This window comes from Ensifer adhaerens (genome assembly GCF_013283195.1).
Classification (GTDB): Bacteria; Pseudomonadota; Alphaproteobacteria; order Rhizobiales; family Rhizobiaceae; genus Ensifer; species Ensifer adhaerens_G.
The window spans coordinates 188,604-204,915 of sequence record NZ_JABEKT010000003.1 but is presented as its reverse complement, the minus strand read 5'-3'; the positions used below and the strand labels follow the sequence as shown (position 1 = coordinate 204,915).

14 protein-coding genes and 1 pseudogene are annotated in these 16,312 nt (G+C 57.4%); 9 read left to right on the top strand and 6 right to left on the bottom strand.

The genetic code is table 11. The features are described 5' to 3' along the window. Positions 1-558: 558 nt before the first annotated feature. Positions 559-3,198 (top strand): DNA ligase D, encoded by a 2,640-nt coding sequence (gene ligD / locus LPJGGPFB_RS23890; protein ID WP_173422462.1) that lies wholly within the window; start codon positions 559-561, stop codon positions 3,196-3,198. Between the two features lie 69 nt (positions 3,199-3,267). Here the strand turns inward: ligD and LPJGGPFB_RS23885 are convergent, their stop codons facing one another. Next, positions 3,268-3,465 carry a hypothetical protein gene (locus tag LPJGGPFB_RS23885; RefSeq protein ID WP_173422461.1) on the bottom strand — a complete coding sequence of 66 codons (198 nt, stop codon included), beginning with the start codon at positions 3,463-3,465 and terminating at the stop codon, positions 3,268-3,270. Positions 3,466-3,912: 447 nt separating this feature from the next. Then, complete coding sequence (locus tag LPJGGPFB_RS23880; protein WP_173422460.1) at positions 3,913-4,215, bottom strand: PRC-barrel domain-containing protein; 303 nt, start codon at positions 4,213-4,215, stop codon at positions 3,913-3,915. A 906-nt stretch (positions 4,216-5,121) separates the two neighbouring features. On the opposite strand from LPJGGPFB_RS23880, the gene LPJGGPFB_RS23875 reads away from it, so the two are divergent. The 7 genes and pseudogenes from LPJGGPFB_RS23875 (at position 5,122) to LPJGGPFB_RS23845 (ending at position 12,633) form a co-directional block, all read left to right on the top strand. Next, the gene (locus LPJGGPFB_RS23875; RefSeq protein ID WP_173422459.1) at positions 5,122-5,538 is read left to right on the top strand and encodes a SyrB-like regulator; all 417 of its coding nucleotides are present in this window, start codon (positions 5,122-5,124) and stop codon (positions 5,536-5,538) included. 844 nt (positions 5,539-6,382) lie between these two features. After that, a complete protein-coding gene (locus LPJGGPFB_RS23870) occupies positions 6,383-6,697 on the top strand; it encodes a hypothetical protein (RefSeq protein WP_173422458.1) in 315 nt (104 codons plus the stop codon). A gap of 1,534 nt (positions 6,698-8,231) precedes the next feature. Further along, positions 8,232-8,585, top strand: a complete 354-nt coding sequence (locus tag LPJGGPFB_RS23865) for a low affinity iron permease family protein (RefSeq protein ID WP_173422457.1) — start codon at positions 8,232-8,234, stop codon at positions 8,583-8,585. A gap of 439 nt (positions 8,586-9,024) precedes the next feature. After that, positions 9,025-10,221: a M14 family metallopeptidase gene (locus LPJGGPFB_RS23860; protein ID WP_173422456.1), complete on the top strand. Its 1,197-nt coding sequence runs from the start codon at positions 9,025-9,027 to the stop codon at positions 10,219-10,221. 191 nt (positions 10,222-10,412) lie between these two features. Further along, positions 10,413-11,165, top strand: a pseudogene (locus LPJGGPFB_RS23855) (transposase); the annotation flags it as partial. A gap of 390 nt (positions 11,166-11,555) precedes the next feature. Then, a complete protein-coding gene (locus LPJGGPFB_RS23850) occupies positions 11,556-11,837 on the top strand; it encodes a hypothetical protein (RefSeq protein ID WP_173422455.1) in 282 nt (93 codons plus the stop codon). Positions 11,838-12,363: 526 nt separating this feature from the next. Next, positions 12,364-12,633 (top strand): DUF2188 domain-containing protein, encoded by a 270-nt coding sequence (locus LPJGGPFB_RS23845; protein WP_173422454.1) that lies wholly within the window; start codon positions 12,364-12,366, stop codon positions 12,631-12,633. On the opposite strand, the gene LPJGGPFB_RS33200 is transcribed toward LPJGGPFB_RS23845, so the two are convergent. Further along, positions 12,528-12,773, bottom strand: a complete 246-nt coding sequence (locus tag LPJGGPFB_RS33200; protein ID WP_234903019.1) for a DUF4334 domain-containing protein — start codon at positions 12,771-12,773, stop codon at positions 12,528-12,530. The two genes, LPJGGPFB_RS23845 and LPJGGPFB_RS33200, sit on opposite strands and share 106 nt — an antisense overlap. A 69-nt stretch (positions 12,774-12,842) precedes the next feature. Then, the gene (locus tag LPJGGPFB_RS33625; protein ID WP_345791066.1) at positions 12,843-12,941 is read right to left on the bottom strand and encodes a hypothetical protein; all 99 of its coding nucleotides are present in this window, start codon (positions 12,939-12,941) and stop codon (positions 12,843-12,845) included. 987 nt (positions 12,942-13,928) lie between these two features. On the opposite strand from LPJGGPFB_RS33625, the gene LPJGGPFB_RS23835 reads away from it, so the two are divergent. Beyond that, a complete protein-coding gene (locus LPJGGPFB_RS23835) occupies positions 13,929-14,267 on the top strand; it encodes a hypothetical protein (RefSeq protein ID WP_173422453.1) in 339 nt (112 codons plus the stop codon). Between the two features lie 290 nt (positions 14,268-14,557). On the opposite strand, the gene LPJGGPFB_RS23830 is transcribed toward LPJGGPFB_RS23835, so the two are convergent. After that, on the bottom strand, positions 14,558-15,652 hold the full coding sequence (locus tag LPJGGPFB_RS23830) for a YihY/virulence factor BrkB family protein (protein ID WP_173422452.1): 1,095 nt from the start codon (positions 15,650-15,652) through the stop codon (positions 14,558-14,560). 47 nt (positions 15,653-15,699) lie between these two features. Then, a complete protein-coding gene (locus LPJGGPFB_RS23825) occupies positions 15,700-15,945 on the bottom strand; it encodes a DUF982 domain-containing protein (protein ID WP_173422451.1) in 246 nt (81 codons plus the stop codon). Between the last annotated feature and the right edge of the window lie 367 nt (positions 15,946-16,312).

The window sequence follows — 16,312 nt, the reverse complement described above, 5'->3', positions numbered from 1 at the left end:
GGATGGACGTTTGGGGTTACGCGTTTGGCTGGGCCTGCTGCGGGGATGAGAGGCGCCCTCCGGGAGGATCAGCGGGGACTTCCAAATGCCACGTCCACCTCAGGCCGGTGGGTGGCGTTGATGGATCCATGGGACTGTCTGGTCTTGCCTTCGAAGGAAGCAGGCCTCCACGTTGCATTTGCCTAGCGCGCGGTTGAACGCTTCGGCTTTCTCGTCCCGCCGTCGAGCTGACGATGACCAGGCGCGTGCAACAATAACAGGTGGATGTCTGCGCCGAGTTGAAGCAAGTATGGCACTCGCTTTGTCGCCATCTGAAGCATTTTGGTGGACCCTCGGCCTGTCACCGAAACAACAAGCCGTGAAGAACGTTCTAATCCTGTGGAGTAACCTTCAGGAGACATGCAATGGCGGACGACAGCACCCGTAACGGTCCGAGCGACGCTCGAAACCCGAGAAGCGGCCGATCCCGCCGTCGAACCTCTGGTTCAACTGTCAAACCGTTGAAAAGCACGCGGGCGCCGACGTGTTGTTCGTGCGTGGTAGGAGTTGACGAATTCCATGACCAACAATCTCAAAAAATATCGTGCCAAGCGCGACTTTAAGAAGACCGACGAGCCCAGCGGTGAGGCCCATGTCAAGCCGTCGAACCGTCGACGTTTTGTGATACAGAAGCACGACGCTACCCGGCTCCACTATGATCTCCGGCTAGAACTCGACGGCGTGTTCAAATCCTGGGCGGTGACCAAGGGACCTTCGCTTGATCCACACGATAAGCGGCTGGCTGTCGAAGTCGAAGACCACCCGCTCGACTATGGCGACTTCGAAGGTACGATCCCGAAGGGCCAATATGGTGGCGGCACCGTTATGTTGTGGGATCGGGGTTACTGGGAGCCGGAAGGCAGGAAGTCACCGGAAGAGGCCCTGAGAAAGGGGGACTTCAAGTTCACGCTGGAAGGTAAGCGCCTGTGCGGCAGCTTCGTCCTCGTCCGCATGCGCAACGATCGCGATGGGGGGAAACGGACCAATTGGCTGTTGATCAAGCACCATGACGCTCACTCCGTTGACGCGCATGGAGATGCTATCCTTGAGCAGAACGCCACCTCGGTGGCCTCTGGCCGCACCATGGAGAAAATCGCCGAGGGCAGGGGCCGAAAGCCGCAGCCATTTATCATGGCGAATGTCGCTGCCGAGGCCGATGCGACCTGGGACAGCAAATATGGAGCGGCAGCCGACCGGCATGAGCAAGGGTCGCGTGGGGATCTCGCGACCTTGACCACCTCCGTCCTCCCCGATTTCATCGATCCCCAGCTTTGCGAGAAAGTTTCCCGACCACCTGCCGGCGATGATTGGCTGCACGAGATCAAGTTCGACGGCTATCGCATCCAGATGCGTATTGCCGAGGCAACGGCGACGCTGAAGACGCGCAAGGGTCTCGATTGGACAGAGAAGTATCCGGAGATCGCCGATGTAGCGTCCGGACTGCCGGATGGTATCATCGATGGTGAGATTTGCGCGCTCGACGAGAACGGCGCGCCGGATTTTGCCGCACTTCAGGCGGCCCTGTCGGAAGGGAAGACAGGCAACCTCGTCTATTTCGCGTTCGACCTGATGTTCGACGGCAGTCAAGATTTGCGGTCGATGCGATTGCTAGAGCGTAAAGAGCGGTTGCAGAATCTGCTCGCCAACGCTGGCGATAATCCCCGCATCCGCTACGTCGAGCATTTCGAATCTGGTGGTGATGCGGTTCTGCGCTCCGCTTGTAAGTTGCATCTCGAAGGCGTTATCTCAAAGCAGGCGGGTTCAATCTATCAATCGGGCCGCACCCACGCCTGGGCGAAATCCAAATGCCGTGCGGGCCACGAAGTCGTGATCGGCGGTTACGCCAAGACCAATGGCAAGTTCCGGTCCTTACTGGTGGGCGTGAACCGCGCCGATCGTTTGGTGTATGTCGGTCGTGTCGGAACCGGCTATGCCGCCCGGAAAGTTGAGATTCTGCTTCCGAAACTGCAGGCACTGGAGTCGGCGAAGTCACCGTTCACCGGTATCGGCGCTCCGAAAAAGCAGGGCGACGTTGCGTGGTTGAAGCCCGAGCTCGTCGCCGAAATCGAATTCGAAGGGTGGACCGGGGACGGTCTCGTTCGCCAAGCTTCATTCAAAGGCCTGCGCGAAGATAAGCCGGCCAGCGAGGTCGAGACGGAAGAGCCGGCGCCGCCCACCAACGCGAAATCGGTGGAACCTGTCTTGGTGACCAAACACAAACCTTCGCGTCGCCAAGGCGCGAAAGTCGACGTGATGGGCGTCCTCATCTCCAGTCCCGAGAAGTCGCTATGGCCCGATGCCGGGGACGGTCGACCGGTCACAAAAGAAGACCTTGCCCGCTATCATGAAGCCGTCGGCGTCTGGCTCATTGAGCACATCAAAGGTCGGCCGTGTTCGATCATTCGAGCACCCGATGGTATCGGTGGAGAGCAGTTTTTCCAGCGCCATGCGATGCCCGGCACCTCAAACCTTGTCGAACTGGTGAAGGTCTACGGCGATAAGAAGCCTTACCTGCAAATCGACCGGATTGAAGGGCTCGCGGCGATCGCCCAGATCGGTGGCATCGAATTTCATCCGTGGAATTGCGAACTCGGCAAGCCGGAAGTGCCAGGCCGGCTGGTGTTCGATCTTGATCCAGGACCCGACGTGCCTTTTTCGAAGGTGGTTGCCGCCGCGCGTGAGATGCGTGACAGGCTCAATGAGCTGGGTCTTGTGAGCTTCTGCAAGACTACGGGTGGCAAGGGATTGCATGTCGTCACTCCGCTCGCCGGCAACGAGCGTAAGCCTCTCGCATGGGCCGAGGCCAAGGGTTTTGCGCACGACGTCTGTCAGCAGATGGCGCGCGACAATCCCGACCGCTACCTCATCAAGATGAACAAGAGCCTTCGCGGTGGCAAGATCTTCCTCGACTACCTCCGCAACGATCGCATGGCAACTGCTGTGGCGCCGCTGTCGCCGCGTGCGCGTCCAGGCGCGACAGTGTCGATGCCGCTTACCTGGACACAGGTGAAGTCCGACCTCGATCCCAAGCGGTTTACGGTGCGCACGGTGCCGGCGCTCCTTGCGAAGACAGACGCCTGGAAGGACTATGGTGAGGCGGAACGACCCCTTCAACAGGCGATCAGGCGACTAGCAAAAAGAAAGAGCCGCCCAGCGTGATCGCAAGGGCAGCTAAATGGTCAAAAGCTGGATATCGAAGGGCCGTCGCTCGGCCCCAGGTTCGCACGTCTAGAGGTAGCTGGCCATCTGCCGCAGATCATCTTTTTCCCGGATACCGTTTTGGTAGAGGCTCATCAATCGCGTCGCCAGCAATTCAGCCTCCTTGCTGGATCGCTCCAGGCCGCGTGATCGAAGGAGCTCAACAAAAACGTCGTCGAGCAATCTCATTTGATCGGGAAGGATTGTATCGTTGCGGTGAAGTATCATCGCTGCCTCCTTAAACGAGGGCGAAAGCGCGATGATCTTCCAGCCACCGGTGCCCGTGATACAGACCGGCGATAGAACGAATATACACCCCAATGGACGCGGGGAATAGGGCTTCATGGGCTAAAGGGCACCCTGGGCGGGGCCATTGAGAAGCGGCGATTGCTGCAATTGGCGCGTGTCTATCGCCCCCGTTCTGGGTCGTCGCAATTGCAACGACTGGCCTTACGGCGCGACGAGGGGAAACAGGATCAATTGCCTGGTGGACCGGAGTTCTTTTGGGGCTCTAAGGGAGGGAGCCCTTTTCATCGAAGTTTGATGGCATGTTGCTGATAAGCCAGGATGTGTCAGTTTCATGTTATTGCTAGCCCGGCCGGAAACTCTTTTCTGCCACAGCATGGAAAAGATGGAAAAGATCGGCGCTTCGCGCCGAGCTTTTCATTCGCCTGTTCAGTCTCGGTCGCGGTGCTCAGGCATTTCCTTCAGCTGATCTTTCGTCCAATGCGTGATCGCGTGCACTTCACCCGCTTCGTCCCGCATAAACTCAAGTTCATCCAGCGGAACGGATACCGGTTTTGCGCCGATACCGAGGAAACCGCCAACATCGATAACGACGCTGGTACCTGCGCCGCTGGCGTGAACATGATCGACTTGGCCCACTTTGTCGTCATCTGCACCGTATACTGTCGCGCCTTCCAACACACCGGGTGTGAGCTGATCGGCGGACAATCGAACATGGTTGGAATGATCCATTTGTCGATCCTTTTCTCAAGTTGGAGACTAATTAACCCGTCAAGGCCCCAACTGTTCCGCATCGACAGGCCTTTCATTCCACATGTGCCATTGAACATCTGATTTTTTCGGGCTTGTCAGAGCGGCCGCCCTAGGTTCGGAATAAACCGACAGATCGGGCCAACTGTTTGAGCCCATGAGCCTTTGCCGTCGAGAGGCGACATCATCGAAGTTGCGCAATTCTTGCGCGTCCGAGCAGTGCCCTGATCTCCCACCGATACTGGCTAACAGCTACGTTAACCCTACGTTTCTCAGCTGACGTCAATCACTGAAGTGTCGGGTGGCTGTCATCTGAACTCTGAGAACGGAACAATTGCTGCTTCCAACAGCACGGCTTGCGAACGCGAAAACAATGACGCTGAATTGGGGATATTTGCCGAGCGCATTCACCAAGGCGGGGTGAAGACTGTGTGGGCCTATTTCAACAACGTCCGTGACGGTCCACGCGATTAACAACGCAAGGCGATTGTGGGCATTCCTCCTGGGGAAGAGAACCGATGGTCTATAAGAGCCGCCGTGAAGTGGCCCTTTGACGGGGTTCTTACAAACTAGATGGCCGGCGTCCTTGGCGGCGAGCCGGTTTGCCTCACTCCACTTGAGACGTCCCCCGTAGAGGCAGCCCGTTCCGGTCTAAACTTTAGGCAGGCGAGGACAGCCGACATCATGTTTTTTCCAAGAGCAGGCACACTGGCGTCATGAAAACACGAAAGCCTCACTCTGCATCTCTTGTCCCCCTCTCCTCATGTGCTACAGCGCCACGCAATGTAGCACCGATATCGGCGATGTCTCGACGGCGTTGGCCAGTGCAATTGACTCTGCGCTTCGCCCATCGGAAAAGAATGTAGGCTTAGAGAGGGATGACAACTCATGGCAGATGAAATCAAACCGGACGACAGCGCCGTCGTCGCCGAAGTGACCACGCCGGTAGAAGCAGCCGCGCCTAAGAAACGCGGCCCGAGGGCGAAGAAAGGTGGCTTAGAGGTAGCCTCGCAGGAGGCAAGTGCGCCAAAGCTCAAGAGAGGCAGGAAGCCTAAGGAAAATCCGACCGATCAGAAGGCTGCGGCGCAGTCTATGGCTCCTGCCAAGACCAGGGCAAAGGGCGCCTCCAAGGCCGCCGAAACACGCTCTTCGGCCAAGTCGTCGACAGAGGCGCCTGTTTCAATACCGGACGAAATCGCGGATCTCCTCCAGCTCGAAGAAGAAAATGCGCGGCTGCGAAAGGCGCTTGGTGAGAAACTGCGCGCGGAAAATGCCGATCTGCGCAAGCGGCTCGGAATTGCCTGAGCATTTGGTGATGGGCCGGTCGTGTTCCGTGATCGGCCTTCGTCATCACATCTCTAGGATGGCCGGCCATGCACAGGGTCACAAGGCATCATGAAATCGCCATGGAAGTACCTGCTTGATCTGACGTCTCGAGCTAGAGCGACGGAACCGCTGGAAGGTGCAACTGAGGTTGTGACCGAGCAGAGGCATCCCTCGTCTGGAATCTCTTTCGCAGCGCCAATTGTTCCGGCTGATGATGCCGAGGAGTCGAAGCCGCTCGCGTCGAAAGAGCCCGGGAGGGCGCGTGACCCTGAAAAACCGTCCGTTGTCGAGGGACGCGTCCGAGGCAATCGACCCACAACCGATCTGGCTGCTGGTGTAAGTCTTGAACGCGAATTGCCCTCCGACAGTCGGCCAACCCGTCGGAAAACACGACCCAGAAAAAGACGCCCCGGAAGTGTTGCGCCCGCAGCCGGTGTCGAGTATGGCCTGGACAGCTCCGAAGTTGCGCAGCCCTCAACGTTTTCCGATGAGGTTGCCGCGCTGGACGAGGACATCAGACGACTGAGACGGGAACTGGCAGCAAAACTGTCTTTGCAGAACACTCAACTCAAGAAGATGCTCGAGCGGTTTTGACAGACCGGGTTATGGTCGGCCGCTCATGACTATTTGGATTTCGATGAGACCACAGCAGCGAAAGTTCATCGTCGAAGTAAAGTCGGCTCGCCGGCGTTCAGCAGTTCGACCAGCGTCTATCTGGGGCGATACCGATCTGAAGGCTCTTGCGCGCGAGGCGGAGAGTGAGGCGGCACATCTGTTTGACGTCCTTAGTCGAGCGGACCACGTCCGCGCGCAAGAGGAATGCATGGCGAACAATGCTCCCAGCATTGTCGCGCACATCCCGGATCAATCCAGTGATCCCTTGGCTTGCGCTGAAGAAGCTTCAGCCTTGCCCGTTGACGCGATCTCTGCGCCGATGACGGCGCCGCAAGTTTTGAATGTGCCGCGGCAAATGCGCGGGCGTCGCGCTAGGAGCACGAAGGCGGATGTTCCGCTAAAAATTCCCGTGGACGATCTTGCCATGCTTGAGCAAGAAAATCGCGAACTGAAACGGCTTCTGGCACAACGGTTGCAAAAGGAGAATGCGCAGCTTCGACGAATGCTCGCGCGCTTCATTTGAAATATACAAAGACGCGGATATAGGTGGTCTCGACGAACCGCAACGTCGCGATAGGTGCATGTTGATGAGCGACGGCCGCATTGTCGTCCGTTGAATTCGCTGCGATCCCGTGGGGTCTTCCCGATGTGGGAATAACTCGGCAGGCGTTATCACCAGGTGCGCGTCAGCCGCGAGCTATTGCCCGCCATGCGCCAGCTTGACGAGGCCGACCGTCTGAGCCGTGACCTTGGCTGGGACATGCCCCTGAGGCGGTGTACACTTTTGCCAGCAATGGCGGTAACGGAACTTCCATGCTCGGAGGTTGGTTGGCGAAAAGCACATTGCGAATGATTCTGGGCGTATTTCGCTCCAAATTCCAACCTTCGCCGAGGGCGGGCAGTGGCTGAAGTTTCCCGCGGACAGCGATATCGGATGCGCACTATTGTTAGCCCAAGCTTGTCGTGACGTGTCGAGTGTCGAGATAAGATATTTCATCATTCTGGATTTTGCTTCTCTGCTGCACTTCTTCCGTCAGAGCTTCGGGATCGCTCCTCAAAGCGGTCTTTTCCCTTGGCCAATGGGCTTCCTTTTTGGCGTTCGACACGTCGCTCTTCCATTTTAGCGCTCTCGTGTAGTCCCTGCGCTGACTCGCGGCCCTCCTGTGAACCGTTCGATGCGTCAGGCGAGTCAGGTTCGAAAGACGGCGGAGTCGCCGCATGATGTGCGGGCCCCCCGCTACTCGCCGGGTCTACGAGTGCATTGCCTGACCGGATACTATCTAGAGCTTCCCGTATTTCGCCTTCACCCCACCCCGCCTCAACCGCCGCAGCAATCAACTCCGTGTCAAATTTTGAGAACGCGCCCGACGGGCGGTGAACCGCGAGTGTGGACGAAACGCACTCGTAACAATCGGTGAGTCGCTCTGCAGTGCCCGTTTGGGTCCTGGGAGATGCAATGTATGTCATGACTTGCCTCGCTTCTAGGCGTAGCAGGAGCGATTGTGCAGCAAAGCACCACTGCCTGCTTTCTTGTCTCACTGGCGTGCAAACTGCCTCTCATGGGAAATGTTCCTCATCTGCAGACGCCTGTGGCATCGAGTGCTCGGGTCCTCCTCGATCTGGGTGCCTGCGCTACGCCGAGGGCCTGCTCATTGGCGGTCATTTCGATGGCGATGTCAGCGACCACGACCGCCACAGGTAGGATAAGGCGTGGCCCGTGCTTGCGACAGGCGCCGTCAGTCAGCAGCTTGCCATCAAGCCTGGTGCGAAAAGCGAGTCGGCCGTGCGGTCTTGACATGCTGATCGCCGGCGAAATCGAGCGGGCAGTCTAGGTTCCCCTGCAAATGATCGAGCGCAGTCCCCCGACACCAGTATCCCGCCCGCGGGCAAAGCACTCGGGGTAGCTTGCATTGAGCGCTGCGGCGCGAGGCGTAACTGCATGAATGCGTCCTGCGGTCTTCTTCACCAGCATCGGGATGCATTGAGCCGTGCTGCTTCCGGAACAAACGGTGCCAGCGGATGTTGGAGAGGGAATGTATGCTTTTTGAAGAATCGCCATGGAAACCGTCTTTACGAAGTTCGCAAACACGATTGCTCACTGGGTTGGAAAGCCTGTCGTCTTCGTTTCGGCCGTTTTCGTAATTGTAGTTTGGGCCATCAGTGGATCGATGTTCAGTTTCTCGGAGACATGGCAGCTGGTTGTCAATACAGGCACCACGATCATCACTTTCTTAATGGTATTTATCCTGCAGAATACCCAGAACCGCGACAATGAAGCCATCCAAGCCAAGCTGGATGAATTAATCCTCACAAGCACGAACGCCGAAAACCGTTTCATCGGCCTTGAAAAAAAGGCGCAAGGGGAAATCGGCGAAGCGGTAACCGAGTTGGAGCGTGCAGCGCGGTGCTGAGCGACTCTCCAACCTGAAGGGTGTGCGTTCCGACACCTTCTTTATGTAGCGGTGTGCTGTAAGCCAGTTTCGCAAGATTATCTCGATCGCGACGGCACGGTTGGAAACGCGCGGATCGGTCATGTACATAACCAATCCCGCTTCGATTTCCTCTGTAAGACGCTGGAAGTCTGCTGCTTGAGACATGCTACTGAATTGACCGAGACAAAAGAGTCCGGCTTGGGGTAGTGTCTCAGTTTAAATTTTTGGCCTAACGCTTTTCGTAGGAACCGCGCGGCCTGGGCTAACCTCGGACAGTCTCGACATTAGGCCCTTCACGCACCTTGGGCCGATAGCCGCCGACGCGGAGATGGAGCGAAGGGAGAAGCTAACATGTCGACGAGTTTCTCGAGATTATACAGCAGTCGTAAACACCTGTACCCAAATCGAGGATCGAACCATGTCGGATAAAACCAAGGACGGTTTGGGTCGTCGGGATTTTATGATCGCATCGCTTGCCACGGCTGGCGCGTCGGCCGCCATCATGGCGAATGTGGCCGCTGCGAGGGCACAGGATACGGCGGCTCCCCCTGCGCAGAGTGCACCCCAAGGAACGGTCTACGCCGGCGATGTAATCGATGGGAAAAGGGTCGTCAGCACGCTCGATGTTGCCGACCTTGAGGGGGGGAAGCTCCATCGCCTCTACTTTCGCGGTGTCGAAGGCCCCTCGGGCCAGCCATGGCTGGTGTCGGTCGCCGTCGTTCGGGGAGCGAAACCGGGCAGGCGCGTCACGCTGGTGAGCGGCGTCCACGGCGACGAGATGAGCTCCATCCACGCCGTCCAGACCATCATCAACGGGCTCGACCCGGCAGCGATTAGCGGCACCGTCATGGCGGTCTTCGATGTGTCCCGTCCTGCGATCGAAAGCATGGGCCGGCGCTGGCCGAACTCCGGTCGCGGTGCGGACCTGGTAGACCTCAACCGTGTCTGGCCGGGCGACGAGAACGGGCCGGGCGCGCCGGCACGCCATGCCGGTCTTCTGTTCAATCGGCTGATCCGTCCGAACTCGGACTATGTCCTTGATTTTCATACCGGCTTTACCGGCATCGATGCCCCGGCGTTTCACTTGGCGAAGATGGACGTGCCAGAGATCAGGGCCATGGCGGAACTTTTCCCGATCGACCAGATCTTCGACAATGCCGGGTATCCCGGTCTTCTTACGGACGCCCTCTTTCAGGTGGGTATTCCGGCCTTCACGCCCGAGATCGGTAATGCCCGGCGCCTTGATCTGACAATGATCCCTCTCTTCGTGGAGGGCACGATGAACGTGCTCAAGCTGCACGGCATCATCGAGGGGCCGATGGGACGCACCGGACGCGATACGGGGATTTTCGTGGGCAACAGTCTCTTCCCCGTTCTTGCAACCGCAGGCGGCATTGTCGAACATTTCGTGAAGCTGACGGACGCGGTCAGCCGCGGCCAGAAAATCGCAATCCAGCGCAACATGTTCGGTGAGATCGTTGCGGAATATACCAGCCAGGTCGATGGCAAGATTGGCGGTCTGCGGAGCGACGCCACGTCGGAGCCCGGCAATGTGATCGCCTTCGTTCTGTTCAACCAGGCGACGCCGAGCGGGGCTGAAGCCTATCCGGAATAGGGCACCGCTTTCCGCGGTTTGTCTACGAGAAGCAACGGCCGGCCTCTGTTCGGCAGAGATGCCATCGCTTTCGGAGCATGACAGCATTCCTGTCGAGATTCAGCGAATGACCCGAACTCGAAATCCAAATTGAGACACCACCCGGCTTGGGGTTCCGTTCTGATTGCGCATATGCGAGTCTACGGCATGCGGCGCCGGTGGCCGATATCCGGGTCGCGCACGTCGTGCGACTGACCCAAGAACCGCCGCCCCACGAGGCGACACACTGACCGCCCGGGCGATGGCCAAGGCCGTGGGGCTCGCCGTCGCTACGGTGCAGAAGATCTGGAAGGCCCACGGCCTGGCACCGCATCGCTGGCGAGCCTTCAAGCTGTCCAACGACCCCGCCTTTATCGACAAACTCCAGGCCATCGTGGGGCTCTATGTCAGCCCTCCGGGGCATGCGGTGGTGCTCAGCGTCGACGAAAATAGCCAGATCCAGGCGCTCGACAGGACGCAGTCCGGCCTGCCCATAAAGAAGGGCCGTGTTGCGACGTGTTCGGCAGGAACATGCAGCGCCATCTGCACCAGGAGTTCATCCGCTTCCTCAACGCGCTGGCGCGCGAAATCCCGGCCGGAAAGGTCGTCCACGCGATCCTCGACAACCACGCGGCTCACAAGACACCCGAGGTCCGACGCTGGCTGCAGCGCCATCCACGCTGGACCTTCAACTTCACCCCGACGTCGAGCTCATGGCTGAATGCCGTTGAGGGCGTCTTCGCCAAGCTCTCCCGCAGGCGCCTCAAACATGGTGTCTTCTGCTCCGTTACCGACTTGCAGGCGGCCATCAATCGGTTCGTCGTCGAGCACAACAAAAACCCCAAGCCTTTCGTATGGAGGGCAGACCCGCCCAGATCATCGCCGCACGCGCTAGAGGGTTCCAAGTGTTGGAGTCAATCCACTAGGCTCCTCTATGGTTTACAAAGATAACGAACTTTGAAGCGGCCGTTCCCAATAAAGCGATGAGGAGATGCGGCACGCTGAATTAAGTTCAATCGAGGCGTAAACGGTGCTGCATTGCAGTCCACGGAGACAGGACCAGGGCGAGAGCGGCGGGAAATCCAAGACGGGTACACTGGGCGAGCGGGTGGACATCAGTATCCAGGGTTTCGGTCTTCAGGCTGAGCGTGGCGTTCTCCTGTGCGCACGGCCGAACGAGCGCGGGCAATGAACCGCTTATTGAAATGGGGTGACGCTGTTGCAGGTTACAGTCGCGATCTACATGGCCTTTTGGCTATGTCTCGGGGCGGAGGCTGCTCTGACCGTGACGTTAGATGAAAAATGAAGCGTGACACGTGGGCGCCGGCGCACCGTTCACACACAATTCATTGCATGCAGACTTGCTCCTTAATGCTTTTCGCTCGACGATCAAGGTTGCGATTGGGGGGCGGCGTTTGAACAAATATGCGGCGGAGCGATTATCCGTGCAGTTTTTTGAGCGCGGTGTCGAACAATGGGAATGGGCAATATTGCTCGATGGTCTGGTTACCATTCGAAGTGCAACATTCGTGCGTCCTCGCGATATCGCCCGCAAGGAGGCAATCAGTGCGCTCTGCGATCTCATCGACGAAGCTTAAAGTCCCCTGTCTGTGCCGCATCAGGCGCGCGTTTAGCGCGAAGAAGGTTACTTCCGCCGCCGGCCTGTCTGCTTACGAAATCCCACTTTGCTCGCTGTTTACCATGGAGCTCGGAACAACGAGTGGGGCGGCGATCAAGGGGACCATGTAAGACTGATGGCTGGTGCTGACTTCGCGACGAAACCCCTCAGTAGATCTGGCCAATCAGCCAGATCAGCACGCCGGCGGAGGCGATTAACACTGCAACCGCGACCATCTTGATTGACTTTTCCATCTTTTCCGTTCCCCTGAGGCTTCATACTCTGAACCTCGACAAATCAGTTTCGTTCCTGGAGGAGAGTTGCGATTTGTCACTGCCGGTCAAGAATCTCGATTATTAAGCGACCTTCCATGTTTCTCGTCGATCGAATCTGCCACTCGGATAGCAAACTGATTTCACTGCTCTATTTGCATCAGTACGGTAGCGGCAGAAAAGCAACACGCGCGCACGCGTGGCAAACCGTCAACGGTGGAATTGGAGGGAGTTGTGAACGCAACGAAATATGAGATCGTCCCTCACGACGGTGGATGGGCCTATAGATCGGGAGATGGCTATTCCGAGACTTTTCCCTCGCACGACGACGCCCTTCAAGCTGCTCTGATCGCCGCGCGTGAACACCAGAGTGTGGGTGATGACGTTGAGATAGAGTATCAGGACGGACAGGGGCGTTGGCGACAAGAGCATTCTGATGGCAAGGACCGACCCGAAACCGAAGTTGTGGACCACTGTGCGGGGTCCGAAGGCGGCAAGGACTGATCGGAAGAACTTAACTCTGCTCGCGGCGCGAGTGGAAAGAAGTAAGGCCGCGGATCGCCCTGTAAACTCATCATCGCGAGTACTCGGTCATAATCTTTTCGGCGAAACAGGTCCGTGATCGGTTGTCTGTCATAAATCATCGCCGCGGATCGCTTGCCAAGGGCGCGCGCCCCACGTTCGGCCGATCAATCCCAGGCGAACCGCCAACCTTAGGGGAATAACGTGTCGGTTCCCGCTTCGAACAAAAGGGCGTCGGCGCGCATGTTCGCATGGAAGTGCTTGCCGAACCGCCCGATGTTTTCCAGCACTCCGTCCAGTGGATGCCCGTAGGAATCCCCGACCCGCGCCACAGGCCGACGAGCGTGTGAGCCTCGATGGGGTCGAGCGCGCAAAGAACGCGAGAGCGGCGCCGGGGGATACCTGCTGAACGTCTCGATCAATGTTCATGCGGATCCCGGCTCCATGCTCGAAAATCTTTTGCCTCCATCTGGGATATGCCCGAATGTTGCACGGATCCCGTTCATCTCCGAATCTGGGGCCGTTGCCCATTTTGGACCGATCAGTGGTGAGGGTTCCCCCAACTCGGCTCACCCAGTCCCGCTCGATCCCCCTTGGACTTCCATAAGCAACGTCTTTAATGACGCAGAAGAATATGAGACAGACCGGCCTCCTCAGCCTACAGGTAGAGATAGACAGGCGATTCGAGGCGCCGAGTGGACACGCATATCTGCGCCGAAGACCCCTTAAAGAACGAGGCGCGGAGTGGCGCGCGAAATGAGCCTGATAGCGTAATCCTCTAACGATTCACACAGTTCTTCGTATTCGACGACCATATCATCTGAACCATTCTGTGATCGAAGCTCGTCGCGCCTCACGAGTGCGAGTCCATAATTCTCTAGGAGATCGCACAACTCAGCTGATCTGAATTCGGCCAACTGAAGCCGATACCTCGGCAGGCGGACCATCACTAGAGCGCGGCCGATCTTTTCGTAATTCATTGTCCAGTCCCTGGCCTGGCGGAGGAAAGCCTACGCCCCTAACCGGCATTAAAGCGAAATGTTCCGAGGAGGGTCGGCACGATGCTCGGGTGAAACTTCATTCCATTGAATGCTCTCCAAACGATACGGCGGCTACGATGCATCACCGGGTCAGGACAAAGGAGGTCCGGCAGGCTCGGCAGTATATAGTGAACGCTCGGGTGCAGAGGTTGGGGAGATCGCCGGCGGCATTGGGAACCTAGAGCGAATACACGGGTTACCCTGCTGCAAATCAACGAAAAGCAAAAGGACGCACCGATGACCAGAATCAGGACACGAGGTTTCGAAAGTCCGGCGCAGTTGCGGGAGCATCTTGCTGAACTTGATGATGATCGCTCAGCTAACGATACAGCGATGGCAAAGCGGAGACCGTCTGTTGAAAGCCAGATCGCCGCACTAAGGCGAGAAATTGCGGATCTGCGTGCACGGTTGAATGACGTTCCGCGCGAGGCAAATTTGCAGCATGTCTTGCCATCACGCCGTAAACGAAACACTTGGCTGAGCATTGCTGCCGCGCTTACGACGAGTTATTTTCTCCAAAAAATTCTTCAGCGTGCAGTCGCCTCGGCCACGGCGCGACTGCTGTCCGCACAGTGATGGCGAGCCGGTAGGCGAATGCGGGCCCAAGCAATCAGCGCACCCTGGTGAAAGTCGCCTCCAGGGGTTGAGCGCGCAATCCCTAAAGAACGAATCATGCGGGAACCGACTCAGAGCGCTTTTCGATCAAGCAGACCATTGAAGCTTTCCACGGTAGAGAACCTAACAGGGTGAGTTGGGATCACAAGCAGCCGATTAAGGAGGGCAAGCGGATTTGAGACACGATATGATGTTGCGCGCCCATTTCGCGGAGGACAAATCGCATCGAAGGTGTATGGCGGTTGCAGAAGCTACCGAGGAATTTCTCCAATGGTATCGGCCATCTGAGCGCCCCGCTCTCCCATGGGTCGAGGTGCGCCAGTCGTGGTGTCTCGGGCGGTTTGGTGCTCCAGTTCCGCATTTACCTCCGCCCCCACCACCAGAATAATGACCGAAAGCCAGATCCACATGAGAAAGCCGACGAGACTGCCAAGGGCCCCATATGTAGCGTCGTAGTTCGCATAATTTTCAAGATACCATGAAAAGCCCAGCGTCATCATTGCCCATCCGACCGTCGCAATTGCAGCACCCCAGGTTAGCCACCTTAGTTTGGCAGGATGCCTGCTGGGGCCAAACCGGTAAATCGAAATGATCGCGATAAATGATACCAAGAGAAGGGTGGGCCAGCGCGCAACGAGCACGAGGCTTTCCTTCCAGGGATCAAGCCAGACTGACTGCAAAAATGTGGGGATCCATGCGACAACGCCTATCATGAAAACCGCGGCAAACACTGCGCATACGCTAAAGCCAAGCGCCACACAGTTCAGTTTGAAAAAACCCCGCTTTTCTTTTTCTTCATAGGCGACATTCATCGCCTCGAAAATCGCAAGGACGCCGTTCCGGGTGCTCCAGAAAGCGATCGCCAGCCCTACAACAAGCGCGAACCCAAGGGTGGCATCGCGACGAACGATCAGGGCTTGAAGCTGATCGGCGAAGATTTCGAACGCTCCGGGGGGAAGTATGACTGCCAAGTCTTCCAAATGTTCCGAAATCATCCCAGCGTCTGCCACAAGCCCATAGAGGGACACCAGAGCGGCTAGTGCAGGGAACAACGCAAGAACTAGATAAAAGGTCACCGCTGCCGCCACGAACGCTATCCGGTCCTCTTTGATTTCGTTGACGACCCGCCAAAATACATCACGCAAGCCCCGCGCGGGCAGTTTCTCAGGAACCGACGCGGTTCGTCCCCGTTTCTCGTCACCTTGTGCCCGCGTGGGGGTGAAAGCGGAAATCTCGCTTGATGTGCTCCTCAAGTGTTTGGAGCACAGTAGATCTCCCACGATCATCGATATTGCGACAATCGCCAATGCAGACGCTGGATCTATTGACCCTCGCTTTTCTGACATTAGAAGCTCCTTCGGCCGAGCGTTGACCCGGTGCGGAATTCTTGCTCCTATTGGAATTTTCTGATCTTAGCCTCTGTTATCGCCTCGATGAATGCGGCGCGCGCTTGCTCCCAAGGGTAGGTGCCCAGCATCGCGTCCGTGCATTTGTTGAGTGCCTCCGTAAATGCTTGGCCGTGATCCACCGGCCAGCTCTCGCCGAGCAGGCTAGCTGCACGTGCCGGCGTCCAGACGATCTGGACTCCGTCGAGATCGGGAAGCTGGATAATGACACATTCTTTCCAAGTTTCGATCATCGTCCGGTCCCCGTGTTTTCAAGGATAACGGCGCAACCCTGCCTTCGTTCCGAACTGCTATAGACCTTGCGTTTGTCATATTGGCAGCATGGCCTCCCTCTGCAGAACCTTTAAGTAGGAGAAGCGTTTCTCTTCAATGGTGCGCGAGGTGATGTCATGGCTCGAATTTTTAGGACCAATAGCCGGCGAACACATCTTTTTCATATAGGGGTGGTTGCGTTCGCGATGTTGACTATCGCGATCATGATCGCGCTTCTGTAAACGTTGAGCTTTAAGAGGGACCAGACAACGTAGGTGCTGGCAGTTTGCATCGTAAGCGCGATTTTCCATGCGCATTGACGGCTTGCTTCACGGCTAAATCGCCCCC